The 15879-nt window shown below is 60.0% G+C and carries 12 protein-coding genes; 1 reads left to right on the top strand and 11 read right to left on the bottom strand.

Annotated features, from left to right (window positions below; translation table 11 throughout):
• Window positions 1–8 precede the first annotated feature (8 nt).
• Window positions 9–902: a glycine betaine ABC transporter substrate-binding protein gene (locus PSH73_RS22105; protein WP_169989526.1), complete on the bottom strand. Its 894-nt coding sequence runs from the start codon at window positions 900–902 to the stop codon at window positions 9–11.
• A 20-nt stretch (window positions 903–922) separates the two neighbouring features.
• The gene (locus PSH73_RS22100; protein ID WP_233092015.1) at window positions 923–1675 is read right to left on the bottom strand and encodes an ABC transporter permease; all 753 of its coding nucleotides are present in this window, start codon (window positions 1673–1675) and stop codon (window positions 923–925) included.
• A gap of 296 nt (window positions 1676–1971) precedes the next feature.
• Here PSH73_RS22100 and PSH73_RS22095 point away from each other — a divergent pair, with 296 nt between their 5' ends.
• A complete protein-coding gene (locus tag PSH73_RS22095; RefSeq protein ID WP_120734153.1) occupies window positions 1972–3555 on the top strand; it encodes a peptide chain release factor 3 in 1584 nt (527 codons plus the stop codon).
• 58 nt (window positions 3556–3613) lie between these two features.
• On the opposite strand, the gene PSH73_RS22090 is transcribed toward PSH73_RS22095, so the two are convergent.
• The 9 genes from PSH73_RS22090 to PSH73_RS22050 all read right to left on the bottom strand — a co-directional run bounded on the left by PSH73_RS22090 (window position 3614) and on the right by PSH73_RS22050 (window position 15573).
• Window positions 3614–3955 (bottom strand): hypothetical protein, encoded by a 342-nt coding sequence (locus tag PSH73_RS22090; protein WP_057958422.1) that lies wholly within the window; start codon window positions 3953–3955, stop codon window positions 3614–3616.
• Window positions 3956–4243: 288 nt separating this feature from the next.
• Complete coding sequence (locus PSH73_RS22085) at window positions 4244–6502, bottom strand: TonB-dependent siderophore receptor (protein ID WP_057438048.1); 2259 nt, start codon at window positions 6500–6502, stop codon at window positions 4244–4246.
• A 322-nt stretch (window positions 6503–6824) separates the two neighbouring features.
• Entirely contained in the window at window positions 6825–7796 is a 972-nt protein-coding gene (locus PSH73_RS22080) for a peptide ABC transporter ATP-binding protein (protein ID WP_057958423.1), read from the bottom strand.
• Window positions 7796–8764 (bottom strand): ABC transporter ATP-binding protein, encoded by a 969-nt coding sequence (locus PSH73_RS22075; RefSeq protein ID WP_057438051.1) that lies wholly within the window; start codon window positions 8762–8764, stop codon window positions 7796–7798. Before PSH73_RS22075 ends, PSH73_RS22080 begins: the two co-directional genes overlap by 1 nt.
• A 10-nt stretch (window positions 8765–8774) precedes the next feature.
• Window positions 8775–9686, bottom strand: a complete 912-nt coding sequence (locus PSH73_RS22070) for an ABC transporter permease subunit (protein WP_029291943.1) — start codon at window positions 9684–9686, stop codon at window positions 8775–8777.
• 10 nt (window positions 9687–9696) lie between these two features.
• Window positions 9697–10707, bottom strand: a complete 1011-nt coding sequence (locus PSH73_RS22065; protein WP_057958424.1) for an ABC transporter permease subunit — start codon at window positions 10705–10707, stop codon at window positions 9697–9699.
• 73 nt (window positions 10708–10780) lie between these two features.
• Window positions 10781–12376 (bottom strand): ABC transporter substrate-binding protein, encoded by a 1596-nt coding sequence (locus PSH73_RS22060; RefSeq protein ID WP_305461360.1) that lies wholly within the window; start codon window positions 12374–12376, stop codon window positions 10781–10783.
• Between the two features lie 81 nt (window positions 12377–12457).
• Window positions 12458–13858: an OprD family outer membrane porin gene (locus tag PSH73_RS22055; protein ID WP_057958426.1), complete on the bottom strand. Its 1401-nt coding sequence runs from the start codon at window positions 13856–13858 to the stop codon at window positions 12458–12460.
• A gap of 170 nt (window positions 13859–14028) precedes the next feature.
• A complete protein-coding gene (locus PSH73_RS22050; protein WP_370694608.1) occupies window positions 14029–15573 on the bottom strand; it encodes an ABC transporter substrate-binding protein in 1545 nt (514 codons plus the stop codon).
• Between the last annotated feature and the right edge of the window lie 306 nt (window positions 15574–15879).

Below are 15879 nucleotides of genomic sequence, written 5' to 3'. Positions count from 1 at the left end.
CTCCTCTTTTAGTTGAGTGGGTGCTGGCGCAGGAAATCAGCGGCTACAGCCGATGGGCTTTCATGGTCGACGTCGACCCGCGCGTTCAGCTGGCGCATGGTTTCATCGTCGAACAGCGCTGCCAGTGGCTTGAGGTCGGCGGCCAATTGCGGGTGGGCATCCAGATAAACCTGACGCACCACGGGGGCTGCGGTGTAATCCGGGAAGTAGTGCAGGTCATCTTCCAGCAGCTTCAATTTGAAGGCATTGAGGCGACCGTCGGTGGTGTACACCAGGCCGGCAAATACCTGGCCATTGCGCAAGGCGGTGTAGACCAGACCGGCGTCCATCTGCCGGGTGTTCTTGCGGGTGAGGTTCATGCCGTACAGCTTGACCATGCCGGCCATGCCGTCGGAACGGTTGGCGAACTCGGTGTCCAGGGCCACCAGGCGGTTTTCATGGGTTGTCTCGGCCAGCGCCTGGGTCAGGTCGCTGATGGTGTTGATCTGCGGATACTCCTTGGCCACGTTTTCCGGCAGGGACAGGGCGTAGGTATTGCTGAATTTCGACGGCGACAGCCAGACCAGGCCTTTTTTTGCGTCGAGTTCTTTAACCCGTGCGTAGGACTGTTCGCTGTCGAGCTTCTCGTCCACATGGTTGTAGGCCACCAGGGACACGCCGGTGTACTCCCAGATCAGGTCCAGTTGCCCGCTTTCCTGGGCACTGCGCGCCAGGTTGCTGCCCAGGCCGCCGGTCACGCGGGTGTCGTACCCCTTGGTGCGCAGGTACTGGGAGGTGATTTCGGCGAGCAGGGTCTGTTCGGTGAAGACCCGGGCGCCGATGCGGATCACCGGTTTTTCAGCAGCTTGCGCAATGCCTGCAAACAGCAGGACGCAGCTCAGTATCAAAGTCAGTTTTTTCATGTGAATTCCTTTGCCAAGCCTTAAGACGGACGCAACCCGCGTTCCAGCCAGAGGCGGCTGGCCATGGTCACCAGACCGTCAAGCAGCAATGCCAGCAGCGCGGTGCACGCGGCGCCGAGCAGCAATTGCGGCTGGTTGTTCAGGGCGATGCCGGGGAAGATCAGGCTGCCCAGGCTATTGGCGCCAATCAGGAACGCCAGCGGTGCGGTGCCGACGTTGATTGCCAGGGCCACACGTACGCCACCGATAATGATCGGCACGGCGTTGGGCAATTCGACGCGAAACAGCACCTGGCGTGGGGTCATGCCGATGCCGACGGCGGCTTCCTTCAAGGAACCCTGCACGTTTTTCAGGCCTTCGTAGGTATTGCGCACGATGGGCAGCAAGGAGGCGAGGAACAGGGCGAAGATGGCCGGGCCACTGCCGATGCCGAGGACGCCGAGGGCGATGGCCAGTACGGCCAGGGGAGGGACGGTGTTGCCGATGTTGAAGATCTGCATGAAGCGTTCTGCGCGCCCGACCATATTCGGTCGGCTGAGCAGGATACCGGCGGGGATCCCTACGATCAGGGCAGCCAGCATGGAGACAAGTACAAGAATCAGGTGAGCTTGCAGGTAAAACAACAAATCGTCGCGGTACAGTTCGATCGTGTTGATGCCGATCCAGTGGACCAGCAGGGCCAGGAGAGCGACGACAACCGCTCCTCCTATCAGCCCTTTGCCATAGCGAATAGCCACAGGCGGACTCCTTTTTTCTTTTGTCGGCGAACACATTTCCGAGCGGCAATGCCATTCCTGGCTGTCGGCGAATATGTTCGCGAAAAGCAGCTCGCCGATACCGGCAACGCGGTATGCGACCAAGCCATGAGCGCAGCCTCGTCAGGCTAACTTGCTGATTTTTCAGCCCCTGTTCCGAGTGCGGTAGCAGGGGAGTGGACGTCTCTACCTTTTAAAAGGTTCCATACTTGGCAGCATTTAGCCACCCCCCAATCGGGTGAACGGTGGTCCGGCTCCCTGGGTTTGCGCTATACTCGCCGCCCTTTTTTGACTCACCTGCCAGGCGATTTCCCATGACCCACCAGGCCGCCGAAGTCGCGAAACGCCGCACTTTCGCCATTATTTCCCACCCCGATGCCGGTAAAACCACCATCACCGAAAAGCTCCTGCTGATGGGCAAGGCGATCGCAGTGGCCGGCACGGTGAAATCCCGCAAATCCGATCGCCATGCCACCTCTGACTGGATGGAGATGGAGAAACAACGGGGTATTTCCATTACCACGTCGGTCATGCAGTTCCCCTATCGCGACCACATGGTCAACCTGCTCGACACCCCGGGCCATGAAGACTTCTCCGAAGATACCTACCGCACCCTGACCGCGGTGGACTCGGCCTTGATGGTCCTCGACGGCGGTAAGGGCGTCGAGCCACGCACCATCGCGCTGATGGACGTGTGCCGCCTGCGCGATACGCCGATCGTCAGCTTTATCAACAAACTCGACCGTGACATCCGCGACCCGATCGAACTGCTGGATGAAATCGAAGCCGTCCTGAAGATCAAGGCCGCGCCGATCACCTGGCCGATTGGCTGCTACCGCGACTTCAAGGGCGTGTACCACCTGGCCGACGACTACATCATTGTCTACACCGCCGGCCACGGTCACGAACGCACCGATGTGAAGATCATCGAGAAACTCGACTCCGATGAGGCCCGCGCCCACCTGGGTGACGAGTACGAGCGCTTCGTCGACCAACTGGAACTGGTGCAGGGCGCCTGCCACGCGTTCAACCAGCAGGAATTCCTCGACGGGCAACTGACCCCGGTGTTCTTCGGTACCGCCCTGGGCAACTTCGGCGTCGACCACGTACTGGATGCGGTGGTCAATTGGGCACCGAAACCACTGGCGCGGGTTGCCAACGAGCGTACCGTGGAGCCGGTTGAAGAGAAATTCAGCGGCTTCGTGTTCAAGATCCAGGCGAACATGGACCCCAAGCACCGCGACCGTATCGCCTTTATGCGTATCTGCTCCGGCAAGTACGAAAAAGGCATGAAGATGCGCCACGTACGCACCGGCAAGGACGTACGCATCGGCGACGCCCTGACGTTCTTCTCCTCGGAGCGTGAGCAACTGGAAGAAGCGTTTGCCGGCGACATCATCGGTTTGCACAACCACGGCACCATCCAGATCGGCGACACCTTCACCGAAGGCGAAGCCTTGAGCTTCACCGGTATCCCGCACTTCGCCCCGGAACTGTTCCGCCGCGTACGCCTGCGCGACCCGCTGAAATCCAAGCAACTGCGCCAAGGTCTGCAGCAATTGGCGGAAGAGGGCGCCACCCAGGTGTTCTTCCCCGAGCGCAGCAACGACATCATCCTCGGCGCCGTGGGTGTGCTGCAGTTCGATGTGGTGGCCAGCCGCTTGAAAGAGGAATACAAGGTCGAATGCTCCTACGAGCCGATCACCGTGTACTCGGCACGCTGGATTGATTGCAGTGACAAGAAGAAGTTGGAGGAGTTCTCCAACAAGGCCGTGGAAAACCTCGCCATCGACGGCGGTGGCCACCTGACCTACCTGGCGCCTACCCGGGTGAACCTGGCGTTGATGGAAGAGCGCTGGCCTGATGTGAAATTCCGTGCGACCCGCGAACACCACTAAGGGTTAGCGGTATAAAAAAAGGCGGAGCTGTGATGGCTTCGCCTTTTTTTGCGGTAGATTACCGGGTGTTGGGGCCAACTTTAAGTTGTTTAAGGGACAGTTCAGCACCGGCCATTAGCGTTTCAACTTGTGCGGCTATTGCATCCTTGACAATGGCTTCGCCCACATCAGTGATTTCCTGGTCCTTTATGTAGTTCAGGCTCAAAAACAATAAGTGCATGGCAACATCCATCGAACTTTGAAATGCCAGCAATGTATTGTTTTTCCCCAGTTCATCGACCACCCTTCCCCAGCGCAGGTCGGATTCAACCTGCAAGGCCTTGAACTCCATCAGCGACACGTCGCCGTCCTCGTAGATATCAGACAGCAGCTTTTTCAGAGATTTTGAAATTTCTCTCATGACAGTTCTCGCAAAGAATATAGGAAGTTGTAGCTGGCGGACTTTATTCTTCTGAGATTGCGTTGCGCAATTGCGGAAACATGGTAGTTACAAGTTGCGGAAAGTTTGCTTTGTTGGTGGGCGATAGTGCTGTTTTTAATGTCGGACTTGTCGTTGGTTTGCTCGCGAATAAACGGTAATTGCTAACGCTTAATTAAAGGTAACACCCACTGGTGGCGAGGGGATTTGTCCCCTCGCCAAAGTGTCCAGATACAGCTGACTATTCAAAGACCTTCAATAGCATGGCCCTTAGAACGAAGCCGTCACCGACGCAAAGTAAGCCCGACCCGGTTCGTTATACGTCTGGGCACCGGCATCGTCAGCATTGCCTTTGCGATACAGGCGCTTGTCCAGCAGGTTCTCGATGCCCACGCGCACACTCAGGTTCTTGGTGAACTCGTAGCCGCTGCTCAACCCCATCAAACCGTACGGGTCCACATCCTGTTGGGCGCTGCGATCATAGCGGTTGGCGCTGCGGGAGTTGAGGGTCGGCGCCTCCTGCTTGCCGTAGTAGGTGCCGCTGACCTGGAACGACAGCTTGTCGGTGGCCTGCCAGTCCAGAGTGGTGTTGACCGTGTACTTGGGAATGACGCTCAGCGGTTCGCCGGTGTCCTTGTCCTTGGAGTCGATCATGTAGGTCAGGTTGGTGTTCCAGTCCAGGTCGTCGCGCAGGGTCATGAACAGGTTGCCCTCGACCCCCTGCACCAGTGCCGCCCCGCTGTTTTCCCACTCCAGCACGCGGCGCCCGCCGTCCAGGCGGTAGGCGGCGGTGTTGCTGGCGTTGATTTTGTTCTTGTAGTCATTACGGAAGTAGGTCGCGCTGGTGCGCCAGGTGCCTTTGTCATAGGCCAGGCCGATTTCCTTGTTGACGCTGATTTCCGGTTTCAGGTCCGGGTTACCCACCAGGTAGCAGCCGCCGGAGTTGGCTTCGCTGGCGTTGCAACCGTTGCCACGGCTGTACAGCAAGTAGTTGGGGTTGGACTGGTACAGGTTGGGCGTCTTGTAGGCGCGGGCAATACCGCCCTTGAGGCTCAGCTCATCGGTCAGTTGGTGCGAGGCGTTGAGGCTCGGGCTCCAGTTGCCGCCGTACTCTTCATGATCGTCGTAGCGCAGGCCGGGGGTGATGATGGTCTTGCTGCCGACTTCGATGTTGTCCTCGGCGAACAGCGCATAGCTGGAGGCCGTGGTCTTGGTGCTGCTGCGGCTCATCCCCGGAATGCTCGGTACGCCACCTGTGCCAGGGTCGTAGCTTTGTGGGCGCAGCGACCCCGGATCGTTCATCGACTCGTAGAGGTATTCGCTGCCCAGGGTCAGCACCTGCTCGGTGCCGAAACTCAGGGGCAGGTTGACCTCGGCCGTGGCCCGGGTGTTGCGCAGCCGCGATTCGAAACGGCCAGCGGTGGCGGAGGGCGCGCCCTCGCCGGAACCCGCCAGGCCTTCGTTGAGGCGTGCGTTGCGGGTCAGGTCGTGGCTCAGCGATGCCATGGTCGAGCCCCAGTCGAACTCGCCACGGTGGGTGGCGGAGAAACTGCTGCGCTGGATCACGCTGGTTTCCTTGCCGACCAGGCTGTTCACGAATACACCGCCGCCGTTGAGCATGGTGTCGCCGGCGAAGATATTGCCCTGACGGCTGTAGCTGGCTTCCAGGTCCAGGGTCTGCTCGGGGGTGAATTGCCAACTGAGCAAACCGTTGACGTCCTTGTTGCGCACACCCTCGCGGCCGGCGACCAGCGAGTCTGCGCTAGCCTGCTCGGCCTGGTTGATGGTGGAGTCATCGGCATCGGTCTTGTTCAGGCCGCCATACACCCGGAACGCCAAGGTGTCGCTCAACGGGCCGCTGAGGTTGAAGTTGGTGCGTTTGCTCATGCCTTCGGCATCGTCTTCGGGCAGCGACACGTAGGTGGTCAGCGAGCCGTGCAACTGGTCGGTGGGGCGCTTGGTGATGATGTTGATCACCCCGCCCATGGCCCCGGAGCCGTAGCGAGCAGCCGCCGGGCCACGCAGGATTTCAATGCGTTCGACTTCTTCGGCCGGCACCCAGTTGGTTTCGCCACGGGTGTCACGGTCGCCGCTCCAGCCGTAGCGCACGGCGTTGCGCGAGGTCGAGGGCTTGCCATCGATCAGGATCAGGGTGTTTTCCGGGCCCATGCCGCGCAGGTCGATCTGGCGGTTGTTGCCTCGGCTGCCGCTGGAGCTGTTGCCACTGAGGTTGACGCCCGGTTCACGGCGGATGATGTCCGACAGGTCGTTGGTCGGCGGGCGTTTCTTGATGTCTTCGGCGGTGATGATCGACACGCCGGGGGCTTGTTTGAGTTCTTCGGCAGCGGTGCCCAGGATTCGTGTTTCGCTCAACTCCAGGGCTTGGGAGGTGCCGTCGACGGGCAGGTCGGTAGCGGCTACCGGCACTTTGCCGTGTTCTCTTTCCAAGGTATCCGCCAGCAGTGCGGGAGACGAGAGGGCGGCGATAAACGCCAGGGAGAAATGGCTGAGCCTGAATCGAGGTGACATGTCCGCAGAATCCTTTAGGGAAGGTGGCAACTGAGCGAGATGCACCAGAACTGCCTTCCAGCAGGATTCGGCGCCCTCTGTGCGCCGGAATGCTAGTCATTATCAAATACAAGTAAATGTCATTTACAACTTTTACACTTTGCTAAAAACAAAAAAGCCCCTCCCGCCAGACTGATGCGCAATCTGGCGGGAGAGGCTGTACAACGCTGTATCGCCCTGTGGGAGAGGGCTTGTGTGGGATAGGGCTTCGCACTGTCAGTTAAACCGCGCTGATGCTATCGCGGGCAAGCCCGCTCCCACACAAGCCCACCCCTACAGGGGGTTAGGCCACGAACTGCTCCGCGTGATGGCAAGCCACTTGGCGGTTGTCCAGTTCGCGCAGCAGCGGCTCTTCACTGCTGCAGCGCTCGGTGGCATACGGGCAGCGCTTATGGAACGCGCAGCCGGAGGGCGGGTTAAGCGGGTTGGGCAGCTCGCCGACGATCTTGATCTTTGGCTTGTTCGGGTCCGGGTGAATGGTCGGGGTGGCCGACAGCAGCGCCTGGGTGTAAGGGTGCAGCGGGCGCTCGTAGATGTCGTTCTTCGCGCCCATTTCCACCGGGCGACCGAGGTACATCACCATCACGTGGTCGGCAACGTGTTGCACCACCGCCAGGTTGTGGGAAATGAACACGTAGGCCGTGTTGTACTGCTGCTGCAGGTCCATAAACAGGTTGAGCACCTGGGCCTGGATCGACACGTCGAGGGCCGAGGTCGGTTCATCCGCCACCAGCACCTTGGGTTGCAGCATCATGGCGCGGGCCAGGGCAATGCGCTGGCGCTGGCCACCGGAGAACATGTGCGGGTAACGCTGATAATGCTCAGGGCGCAGGCCCACTTGCTTCATCATCGCCTGCACTTTTTCGCGGCGTTCGGCGGCGGACAGGTTGGTGTTGATCAACAGCGGCTCGCCCAGTTGATCACCGACTTTCTGCCGCGGATTCAACGAGGCATAGGGGCTCTGGAACACCATCTGCACGTCTTTGCGCAGTTGTTTGCGCTGGGCCTTGTCGGCGCCGGCGACTTCCTGGCCGGCGATTTTCAACGAGCCGGACGACGGCTCTTCAATCAGCGTCAGCGCCCGGGCCAGGGTGGATTTGCCACACCCCGACTCACCCACGACGGCGAGGGTCTTGCCGGCTTCCAGCTCGAACGACACGCCATTGAGGGCGCGCACGGTGGCGTGGCCCTTGAACAGGCCACGGGACACTTCGTAATGACGGGTCAGGTCGCGGGCGGTAAGAACGACGGCCATTACGCCACCTCCTGGTTCAAGGGGTAGAAGCAGCGCACAAGGCTGTGGGCTTGCGGGTCCAGGGTCGGACGGGTCTGGCGGCAGCTGTCCTGCACATATGGGCAGCGTGGCGACAGCAGGCAGCCTTGCGGGCGGTCATACCGACCGGGGACGATGCCCGGCAAGGTCGACAGACGGGCGGCGCCCATGCTGTGTTCCGGGATCGCCGCCAGCAACGCTTCGCTGTACGGGTGCGCCGGCACGTCGAACAGGCCGGGCACCTGGCCGACTTCCACCGCTTGGCCGGCGTACATTACGCACACGCGCTGAGCGGTTTCCGCGACGACTGCGAGGTCGTGGGTGATCAGCACCAGGCCCATGTTCTGTTCTTTTTGCAGAGCCAGCAGCAGTTCCATGATCTGCGCCTGGATGGTCACGTCCAGGGCGGTGGTGGGTTCGTCGGCGATCAGCAGCTTTGGTTCGCCGGCAATCGCCATGGCAATTGCCACACGCTGGCTCATGCCGCCGGACAGTTGGTGCGGGTAGGCATCCATACGGCTGGAGGCGCCAGGGATCTCGACCTTTTCCAGCAGTTCAATGGCCCGCTTGCGCGCTTGCTTGCCGGACATTTTCAGGTGCAGGCGCAGTACTTCTTCAATCTGGAAGCCCACGGTGTAGCTGGGGTTCAGGGCGGTCATCGGGTCCTGGAACACCATCGCCAGGTCTTTGCCGACGATCTGCCGGCGCTGGCGATTGCTCAGCTTGAGCATGTCCTTGCCGTCGAAGGTCAGCGAGTCGGCGGTGACAATGCCGGGATGCTCGATCAGGCCCATCAGCGCCATCATGGTCACGGACTTACCCGAACCCGACTCGCCAACGATGGCCAACACTTCGCCTTTGTCCACGGACAGGTCGAGGCCATCGACCACCGGCACAGCGGTTTTGTCGCCGAAGCGCACATTGAGATTCTTGATTTCTAGCAGTGACATGGGAATCTCCTCACGCGGCATTCTTGAGTTTCGGGTCCAGCGCATCGCGCAGGCCGTCGCCCATCAGGTTGATTGCCAGCACGCTGAGCAAAATGGTCAAACCAGGCAGGCTCACGACCCACCAGGCACGTTCGATGTAGTCACGGGCCGAAGCCAGCATGGTGCCCCACTCAGGTGTCGGCGGTTGCACGCCAAGGCCGAGGAAGCCCAGGGCGGCGGCATCGAGAATCGCCGAGGAGAAGCTCAAGGTGGCCTGCACGATCAATGGCGCCATGCAGTTGGGCAGCACGGTCACGAACATCAGGCGCGGCAGGCCGGCACCGGCCAGGCGCGCGGCGGTCACGTAGTCACGGTTGAGCTCGCCCATCACCGCCGCGCGGGTCAGGCGCACGTAGGACGGCAGCGACACAATGGCAATCGCGATCACGGTGTTGATCAGGCCAGGGCCGAGGATGGCGACAATCGCCACGGCCAGCAGCAGCGATGGCAGGGCCAGCATGATGTCCATCAAACGCATGATGGTCGGGCCGAGCAGACGCGGGAAGAACCCGGCGAACAGGCCTAGCAGGATCCCCGGGATCAGCGACATCACCACCGACGACAAACCGATCAGCAACGATAGGCGTGAGCCCTGGATCAGGCGCGACAGCAGGTCGCGGCCCAGTTCGTCGGTGCCCAGCAAAAACTGGATCTGCCCGCCTTCCAGCCACGACGGCGGGGTCAGCAGGAAGTCGCGGTATTGCTCGCTCGGGTTATGGGGCGCCACCCAGGGGGCGAAGATCGCGCAGAACACGATCAGCAACATAAACAGCAGGCCGGCAACCGCGCCCTTGTTCTTGGAGAAGGCTTGCCAGAATTCTTTGTACGGCGACGGGTACAGCAGGCTTTGATCGACTGCTGACACTTGAGTAGGTGTGGTCATGGTCATGATCTCAGCGCTGGTGACGGATGCGTGGGTTGGCGAAGCCGTAGAGGATATCCACCACGAAGTTCACCAGGATCACCAGACAGGCGATCAGCAGGATGCCGTTTTGCACCACCGGGTAGTCCCGCGCGCCAATGGCTTCGATCAGCCATTTGCCGATGCCGGGCCAGGAGAAGATGGTTTCGGTCAAAACCGCACCGGCCAGCAGTGTGCCGACTTGCAGGCCCACCACTGTCAGCACCGGGATCAGCGCGTTACGCAGGCCGTGCACGAACACCACGCGCGCCGGCGACAGGCCCTTGGCCTTGGCGGTACGGATGTAGTCTTCGCGCAGCACTTCAAGCATCGAGGAACGGGTCATCCGCGCAATCACTGCCAGCGGGATGGTGCCCAGTACGATGGCCGGCAGGATCAGGTGGTGCAGGGCATCCCAGAATGCGTCCGGCTCGTCGGCCAGCAGGGTGTCGATCAGCATGAAACCGGTGCGCGGCTCGATGTCGTAGAGCAGGTCGATACGCCCGGAAACCGGGGTCCAGCCCAGGCTCACCGAGAAGAACATGATCAGGATCAGGCCCCACCAGAAGATCGGCATCGAATATCCCGCCAGGGAGATGCCCATCACCCCATGGTCGAACAGGGATCCTCGCTTGAGTGCCGCGATCACCCCGGCCAATAGCCCGAGGATGCCGGCGAACAACAGGGCGGCCATGGACAGTTCCAGGGTCGCGGGGAACAGGGCGGTGAACTCGCTCCAGACGCTGGTGCGGGTGCGCAGGGATTCGCCGAGGTCGCCCTGGGCGAGCTTGCCGACGTAGTCCAGGTATTGCGCATACAAGGGTTTGTTCAAGCCAAGGCGTTCCATTGCCTGGGCGTGCATCTCGGGGTCAACCCGCCTTTCGCCCATCATGACTTCTACGGGGTCGCCAGGGATCATGCGAATCAACGCAAAAGTCAGCAACGTGATGCCGAAGAACGTGGGGATCAATAACCCCAATCGGCGGGCAATAAAACTAAACATCGTGTTGTCTACCTCAATCAGCCGGTTAGGCAGGTCCGGCTCCGTCAACGTCGACGGAACCGGGCGTCTCTTATTACTTCACCTGGGTGGTGGCGAAGTTATTGTTGGTCAGGGGGCTTTGGGTATAACCCTCGACGTTCTTGCGCATGGCGGTGAACATTTTCGGGTAGGCCATGGGGATCCATGGTTGGTCCTTGTCGAAAACGGCCAGCGCTTGTTCATAGAGTGCGGCGCGTTCGGCGGGTTCAGCCACGGCGCGGGCCTTGTCGATCAAGCCCTGAAACTCTTGGTTACACCAGCGGGCGTAGTTTTCGCCGTTTTTAGCGGCATCGCAACTCAGGTTGGGGGTGAGGAAGTTGTCTGGGTCGCCGTTGTCTCCGGCCCAGCCGGCCGAGACCATGTCGTGTTCGCCGGCTTTGGCGCGCTTGAGCATTTCGCCCCACTCCATGACCCTGATATTGACCTTCAGGCCAATCTTCGCCAGATCCGCCTGCATGCGCTGGGCGCCGAGCATCGGGTTGGGGTTGGTCGGGCCGCCGCCGTTGCGGGTGAACAGGGTGAATTCGGTGCCTTCCGGCACGCCGGCTTCCTTGAGCAGGGCACGGGCCTTGTCCAGGTCGCGGGGCGGGTTTTTCAGCTGGTCGTTGAAGCCCAGCAGGGTCGGCGGGTACGGGCCGGTGGCGTCGATGGCATTGCCTTTGCCGTACAGGGATTCGTTATAGCCCTGTTTGTCGAACGCGATGTTGATCGCGTGGCGCACCCGCGCGTCGCTCATGTACTTGTGGGTGGTGTTCATGGCGGTGTAGGCGGTGGTCATCGCCGCCAGTTCCGCGACCTTCAGGTTGGAATCGGCCTTGATACTCGGCAGGTCGTCAGGCTTTGGATACAGCGCGATCTGGCACTCATTGGCCTTGAGCTTTTGCAGGCGCACGTTGTTATCCACCGCGATGGCCAGGATCAGCGGGTCGGCGGGCGGCTTGCCACGGAAGTATTCCGGGTTGGCCTTGAAGCGCACCTGGGCATCTTTCTGGTAGCGGGTAAAAATAAACGGGCCGGTGCCGATCGGCTTGCTGTTGAGCTCGCCGGTCTTGTTGGCGGCCAGCAGTTTGTCGGCGTATTCGGCGGAGTGGATGGCGGTGAAGGGCATCGCGACATCGGCCAGGAACGGGGCTTCGGGGCGGGTCAGGGTGAAGACCACGGTGTGGTCATCGGTCTTCTCGACGCTTTTGAGCAGTTCCTTGAAACCCATGCTTTCGAAATAGGGGAAACCGGTGGTGGACTTGTTGTGCCACGGATGTTTCGGGTCCAGTTGACGCTGGAAGCTCCAGAGCACGTCGTCGGCATTCAGGTTGCGCGTGGGCTTGAAGTAGTCGGTGGTGTGGAACTTGACGTCATCACGCAGGTGGAAGGTATAGGTCAGACCGTCTTCACTGATGTCCCACGATTTGGCGAGTGCAGGCACGATTTCAGTAGTGCCGGGCTTGAAGTCCACCAGGCGGTTGAACATGGTTTCGGCCGCAGCATCGGCGGTGACGGCCGTGGTGTACAGGACCGGGTCGAAGCCTTCCGGACTGGCTTCGGTGCAGACCACCAGCGGCTTGGCCGAAATGCCCAGGGCCACACTCAGCAGTGCAGCGGTCATGGCGGCTTGTAACGGGAGCATTTTCATTGAAGAGCCCTCTGCAAACGATTCAACCACACAAATGTAGACGGCAGGCTCGTCCTGAGCCTGCCGTTTACCTGGCGCTAATTAAAGGATGTTGAATGGGATGGTGGTGACCAGACGGAATTCCTTGACGCTGCCGTCAGATTGGAACTCGCTGCCACGGTGTTCGACGTAGGTCGCACGGATAGCAGTGGCCTTGAGCGGGCCGCTCTGGATCGCATAACCGGCGCCTACACCGTATTCCTGGTGTTTCTCGCCGTCTTGCTTCTGGATACCGTCGTAGCCCTTGCCGACTACCCCACGGTTGCCGGTGTAGTGGGTACCGTCAATGCCCCAGCCGCGAGCCGAGTAGATGTTGAACTTCAGGCCCGGCACGCCGTATTCGGCCATGTTAATGCCGTAGGCGACCTGGAAGGATTTCTCGTTCGGGCCGTTGAAGTCCGAAGTCAAGGAGTTGGCCAGGTAGATGCCGTTGGTTTCGTGCAGGTAGTCGAAGTACTCGTTACCGTTCACCGCCTGGTAGGAGAAGGTCAGGCTGTGGGCTTGGTGCGCCAGGCCCAGGGACAGGGAGAAGGTATCGTTGTCGATATCCCCCATCAGCTTTTTGCCTTCGTCGACGGTCTTGTAGTAGTTGAAGCCAGTGGTCAGGGCCAGTTGCTGGCTGTCACCCAGTTCGTGGGTTGCACCGAAGTAGTACTGGTTCCAGAAGTCCTTCACGTTGGCACCGAAGAAGCTGGTCTTCAGGCTTTTGAACGGCTGATAGTTGGCGCCCAGGGTGTAGACCTTGTCGGTCTCCACGCTGGCATCGGATGTGTATTCGGTACGGAACTTCGACAGGCTCTGCTCGGTACGTGGCGAAACACGATCAAACACACCGCCCTGGAACGACAGGTTGTTGAATTCTTCGCTGTTGAAACTCACACCCTCGAAGCTCGAAGGTAGGGCACGGTTGCCGATAGTGTCGACGATAGGGCTGCTGAAGTTCTGGCGACCGGCAGTCAGGGTGGTGTTGGAAACACGGAACTGGACGTTGGCCAGGCCCAGTTTGCTCCACTGGTCTACGGCATTGCCGTCAGAGTCAGCCAAGGTGCGGTTAGAGCCGCCCTTGATATCGCGTTTGCTGCGGTCCAGAACCAGAGCGTTGTACACCGCTACTTCGGTCTTGACACCAACAGTGCCCTGGGTGAAACCCGAGCTTGCGTTGAGGATGGTGCCCTGAACCCAGTTGGTACGGTTGCGGTCGGTCTTTACGACACCGTGCTCTTTGTATTTGAAGCTGCCCCCCCGGTACAGGCTTTCGTGGGAGTACCAGTTGCGCGTACTGCCGCCGAGGCTGAAGTCTTCGATAAAGCCCTTGGCTTCGCTTTGGGCGCTGGCGCCGGCCAGTGTGGTCGGCACGAATTCCTGGCTTGCAGGTTCGGCGTAAGCGGTCGCGGTGATGCTGCTGATGGCCATGGCCAGTAGCACTTTGCTGCTTAGTTTCATGGGTGGAGCTCCTTTGGTTCTCTTTTTTTTATGCCGGCCTTTTTAGATGAGCCGGCTATTGGGTGTGTAACTCTTCAAGCACTTGCAAACGTTTGCTGTAGGACATTTCGCGAATTACAGCTGCACGTTTGCGGCAGAGCCCACTTCGCTCTGCGCATCCGGTTATTTTCTTATGGGGTGATACTGACGCCCGAGAACACGTTGCGGCCGAAGGGGCTGACTTTGAAACCTTCGACCTTGGTGCTTAACGGTTGGTTGACCGTCGAGTGGGCGACAGGCGTGATCGGCACCTGTGTTTTAAGCAGTTGCTGCGCCTGTTTGTACAGAACAGTCCGTTGTTCACGGTCGGTGACGACCTTGGCTTGCTTGATCAGCTTGTCGTACGCCGGGTCACACCACATCGAGTAGTTGTTCCCGCCGATGGCGTCGCAGCTGTAGAGGGTGCCCAGCCAGTTGTCCGGGTCACCGTTGTCGCCGGTCCAACCAATCAGGCTGACATCGTGCTCGCCGTTTTTGGTGCGCTTGATGTACTCGCCCCACTCATAGCTGACGATCTTGACCTTGAGGCCAATCTTGGCCCAGTCGCTTTGCAGCATCTCGGCCATCAGCTTGGCGTTGGGGTTGTACGGGCGCTGGACGGGCATGGCCCACAGGGTGATCTCGGTGCCTTCCTTGACGCCGGCCGCCTTGAGCAATTCCTTGGCTTTTTCCGGGTTGTAGGCGGCGTCCTTGATGCTGTCGTCATAGGACCACTGGGTCGGCGGCATGGCGTTGACCGCCAGTTGCCCCGCGCCCTGGTACACGGCATTGAGGATGCTCTGCTTATTCACCGCCATGTCCAGGGCCTGGCGCACTTCGAGCTGGTCGAAGGGTTTGTGCCGCACGTTATAGGCGATGTAGCCGAGGTTGAAGCCGGGTTTGGTCAGCAGTTGCAGGTTCGGGTCGGCCTTGAGCGCGTCGACATCGGCGGGGCGTGGATGCAGGGTGACCTGGCATTCATTGGCCTTGAGCTTCTGCACGCGTACCGAGGCGTCGGTGTTGATGGCGAAAATCAGTTGGTCGAGCTTGACCTTGCTCGGGTCCCAGTAGTTTTTATTGCCGGCGAAACGGATCTGCGAATCCTTCTGGTAACGCTGGAACACGAACGGCCCGGTGCCGATCGGCTTCTGGTTGATATCGCTGGGTTTGCCGGCCTTGAGCAGTTGCTCGGCGTACTCGGCCGAGAGGATCGCGGCGAAGCTCATGGCGATGTTCTGGATAAACGCGGCATCGACCGTGTTCAGGGTCATCACCACGGTATGCGGGTCGGTTTTCTCGACCTTGGCGATGTTCTTGTTCAGGCTCATCCCGTTGAAGTACGGAAACTCGGTGGGGTAGGCCTTGCGAAACGGGTGGTTGGCGTCAAGCATGCGGTTGAAGGTGAACAGCACGTCATCGGCGTTGAAATCCCGTGTCGGCTTGAATTCCTTGTTGCTGTGGAACTTCACCCCTTCGCGCAAGTGGAAGGTGTAGGTCAGGCCGTCTGGCGAGATATCCCACTTGGTAGCCAGCCCTGGTACGACGCCGGTTTCACCCTTTTCGAACTCAACCAGGCGGTTGTAGATCGGCTCGGCCGCATCGTTGTCGGTGGCGGTGGTGTACTGCGCAGTATCGAACCCGGCCGGGCTGCCTTCGGAGCAGAACACCAGGCTTTTCTTTTCGGCAGCCTGGCCCATCGAAGCGACGGCCAACAGGCTGGTACCCAATATCGCGGATAGAACGGTGGTATGGCGCATGACGGTCCCCAATCCATGTTTATCGTTTTCGTCAGTGAACAATCAGCACGCCTTACCTGGCATGGAGAAAGCACTGCTCCCATCCACAGCAAATGCCGTATCGGAATTGCGCGTTTGCCTACCTCGACGTTAGGGAACGAGGGCAGGGCGGTAAATGCGCAGAACCGGACAGACCTTGTAGGTATCGGACGTAACCTGCGCAGTTAGCTGCTGTAGGACGGCAGCCCATGCGGGGGTAGTTCGATT

The sequence above is a fragment of the Pseudomonas sp. FP2294 genome, from assembly GCF_030687625.1.
Taxonomy (GTDB): domain Bacteria; phylum Pseudomonadota; class Gammaproteobacteria; order Pseudomonadales; family Pseudomonadaceae; genus Aquipseudomonas; species Aquipseudomonas shahriarae.
The sequence above is the reverse complement of the archived record's forward strand: the minus strand, read 5'-3'. Positions and strand labels throughout refer to the sequence as shown.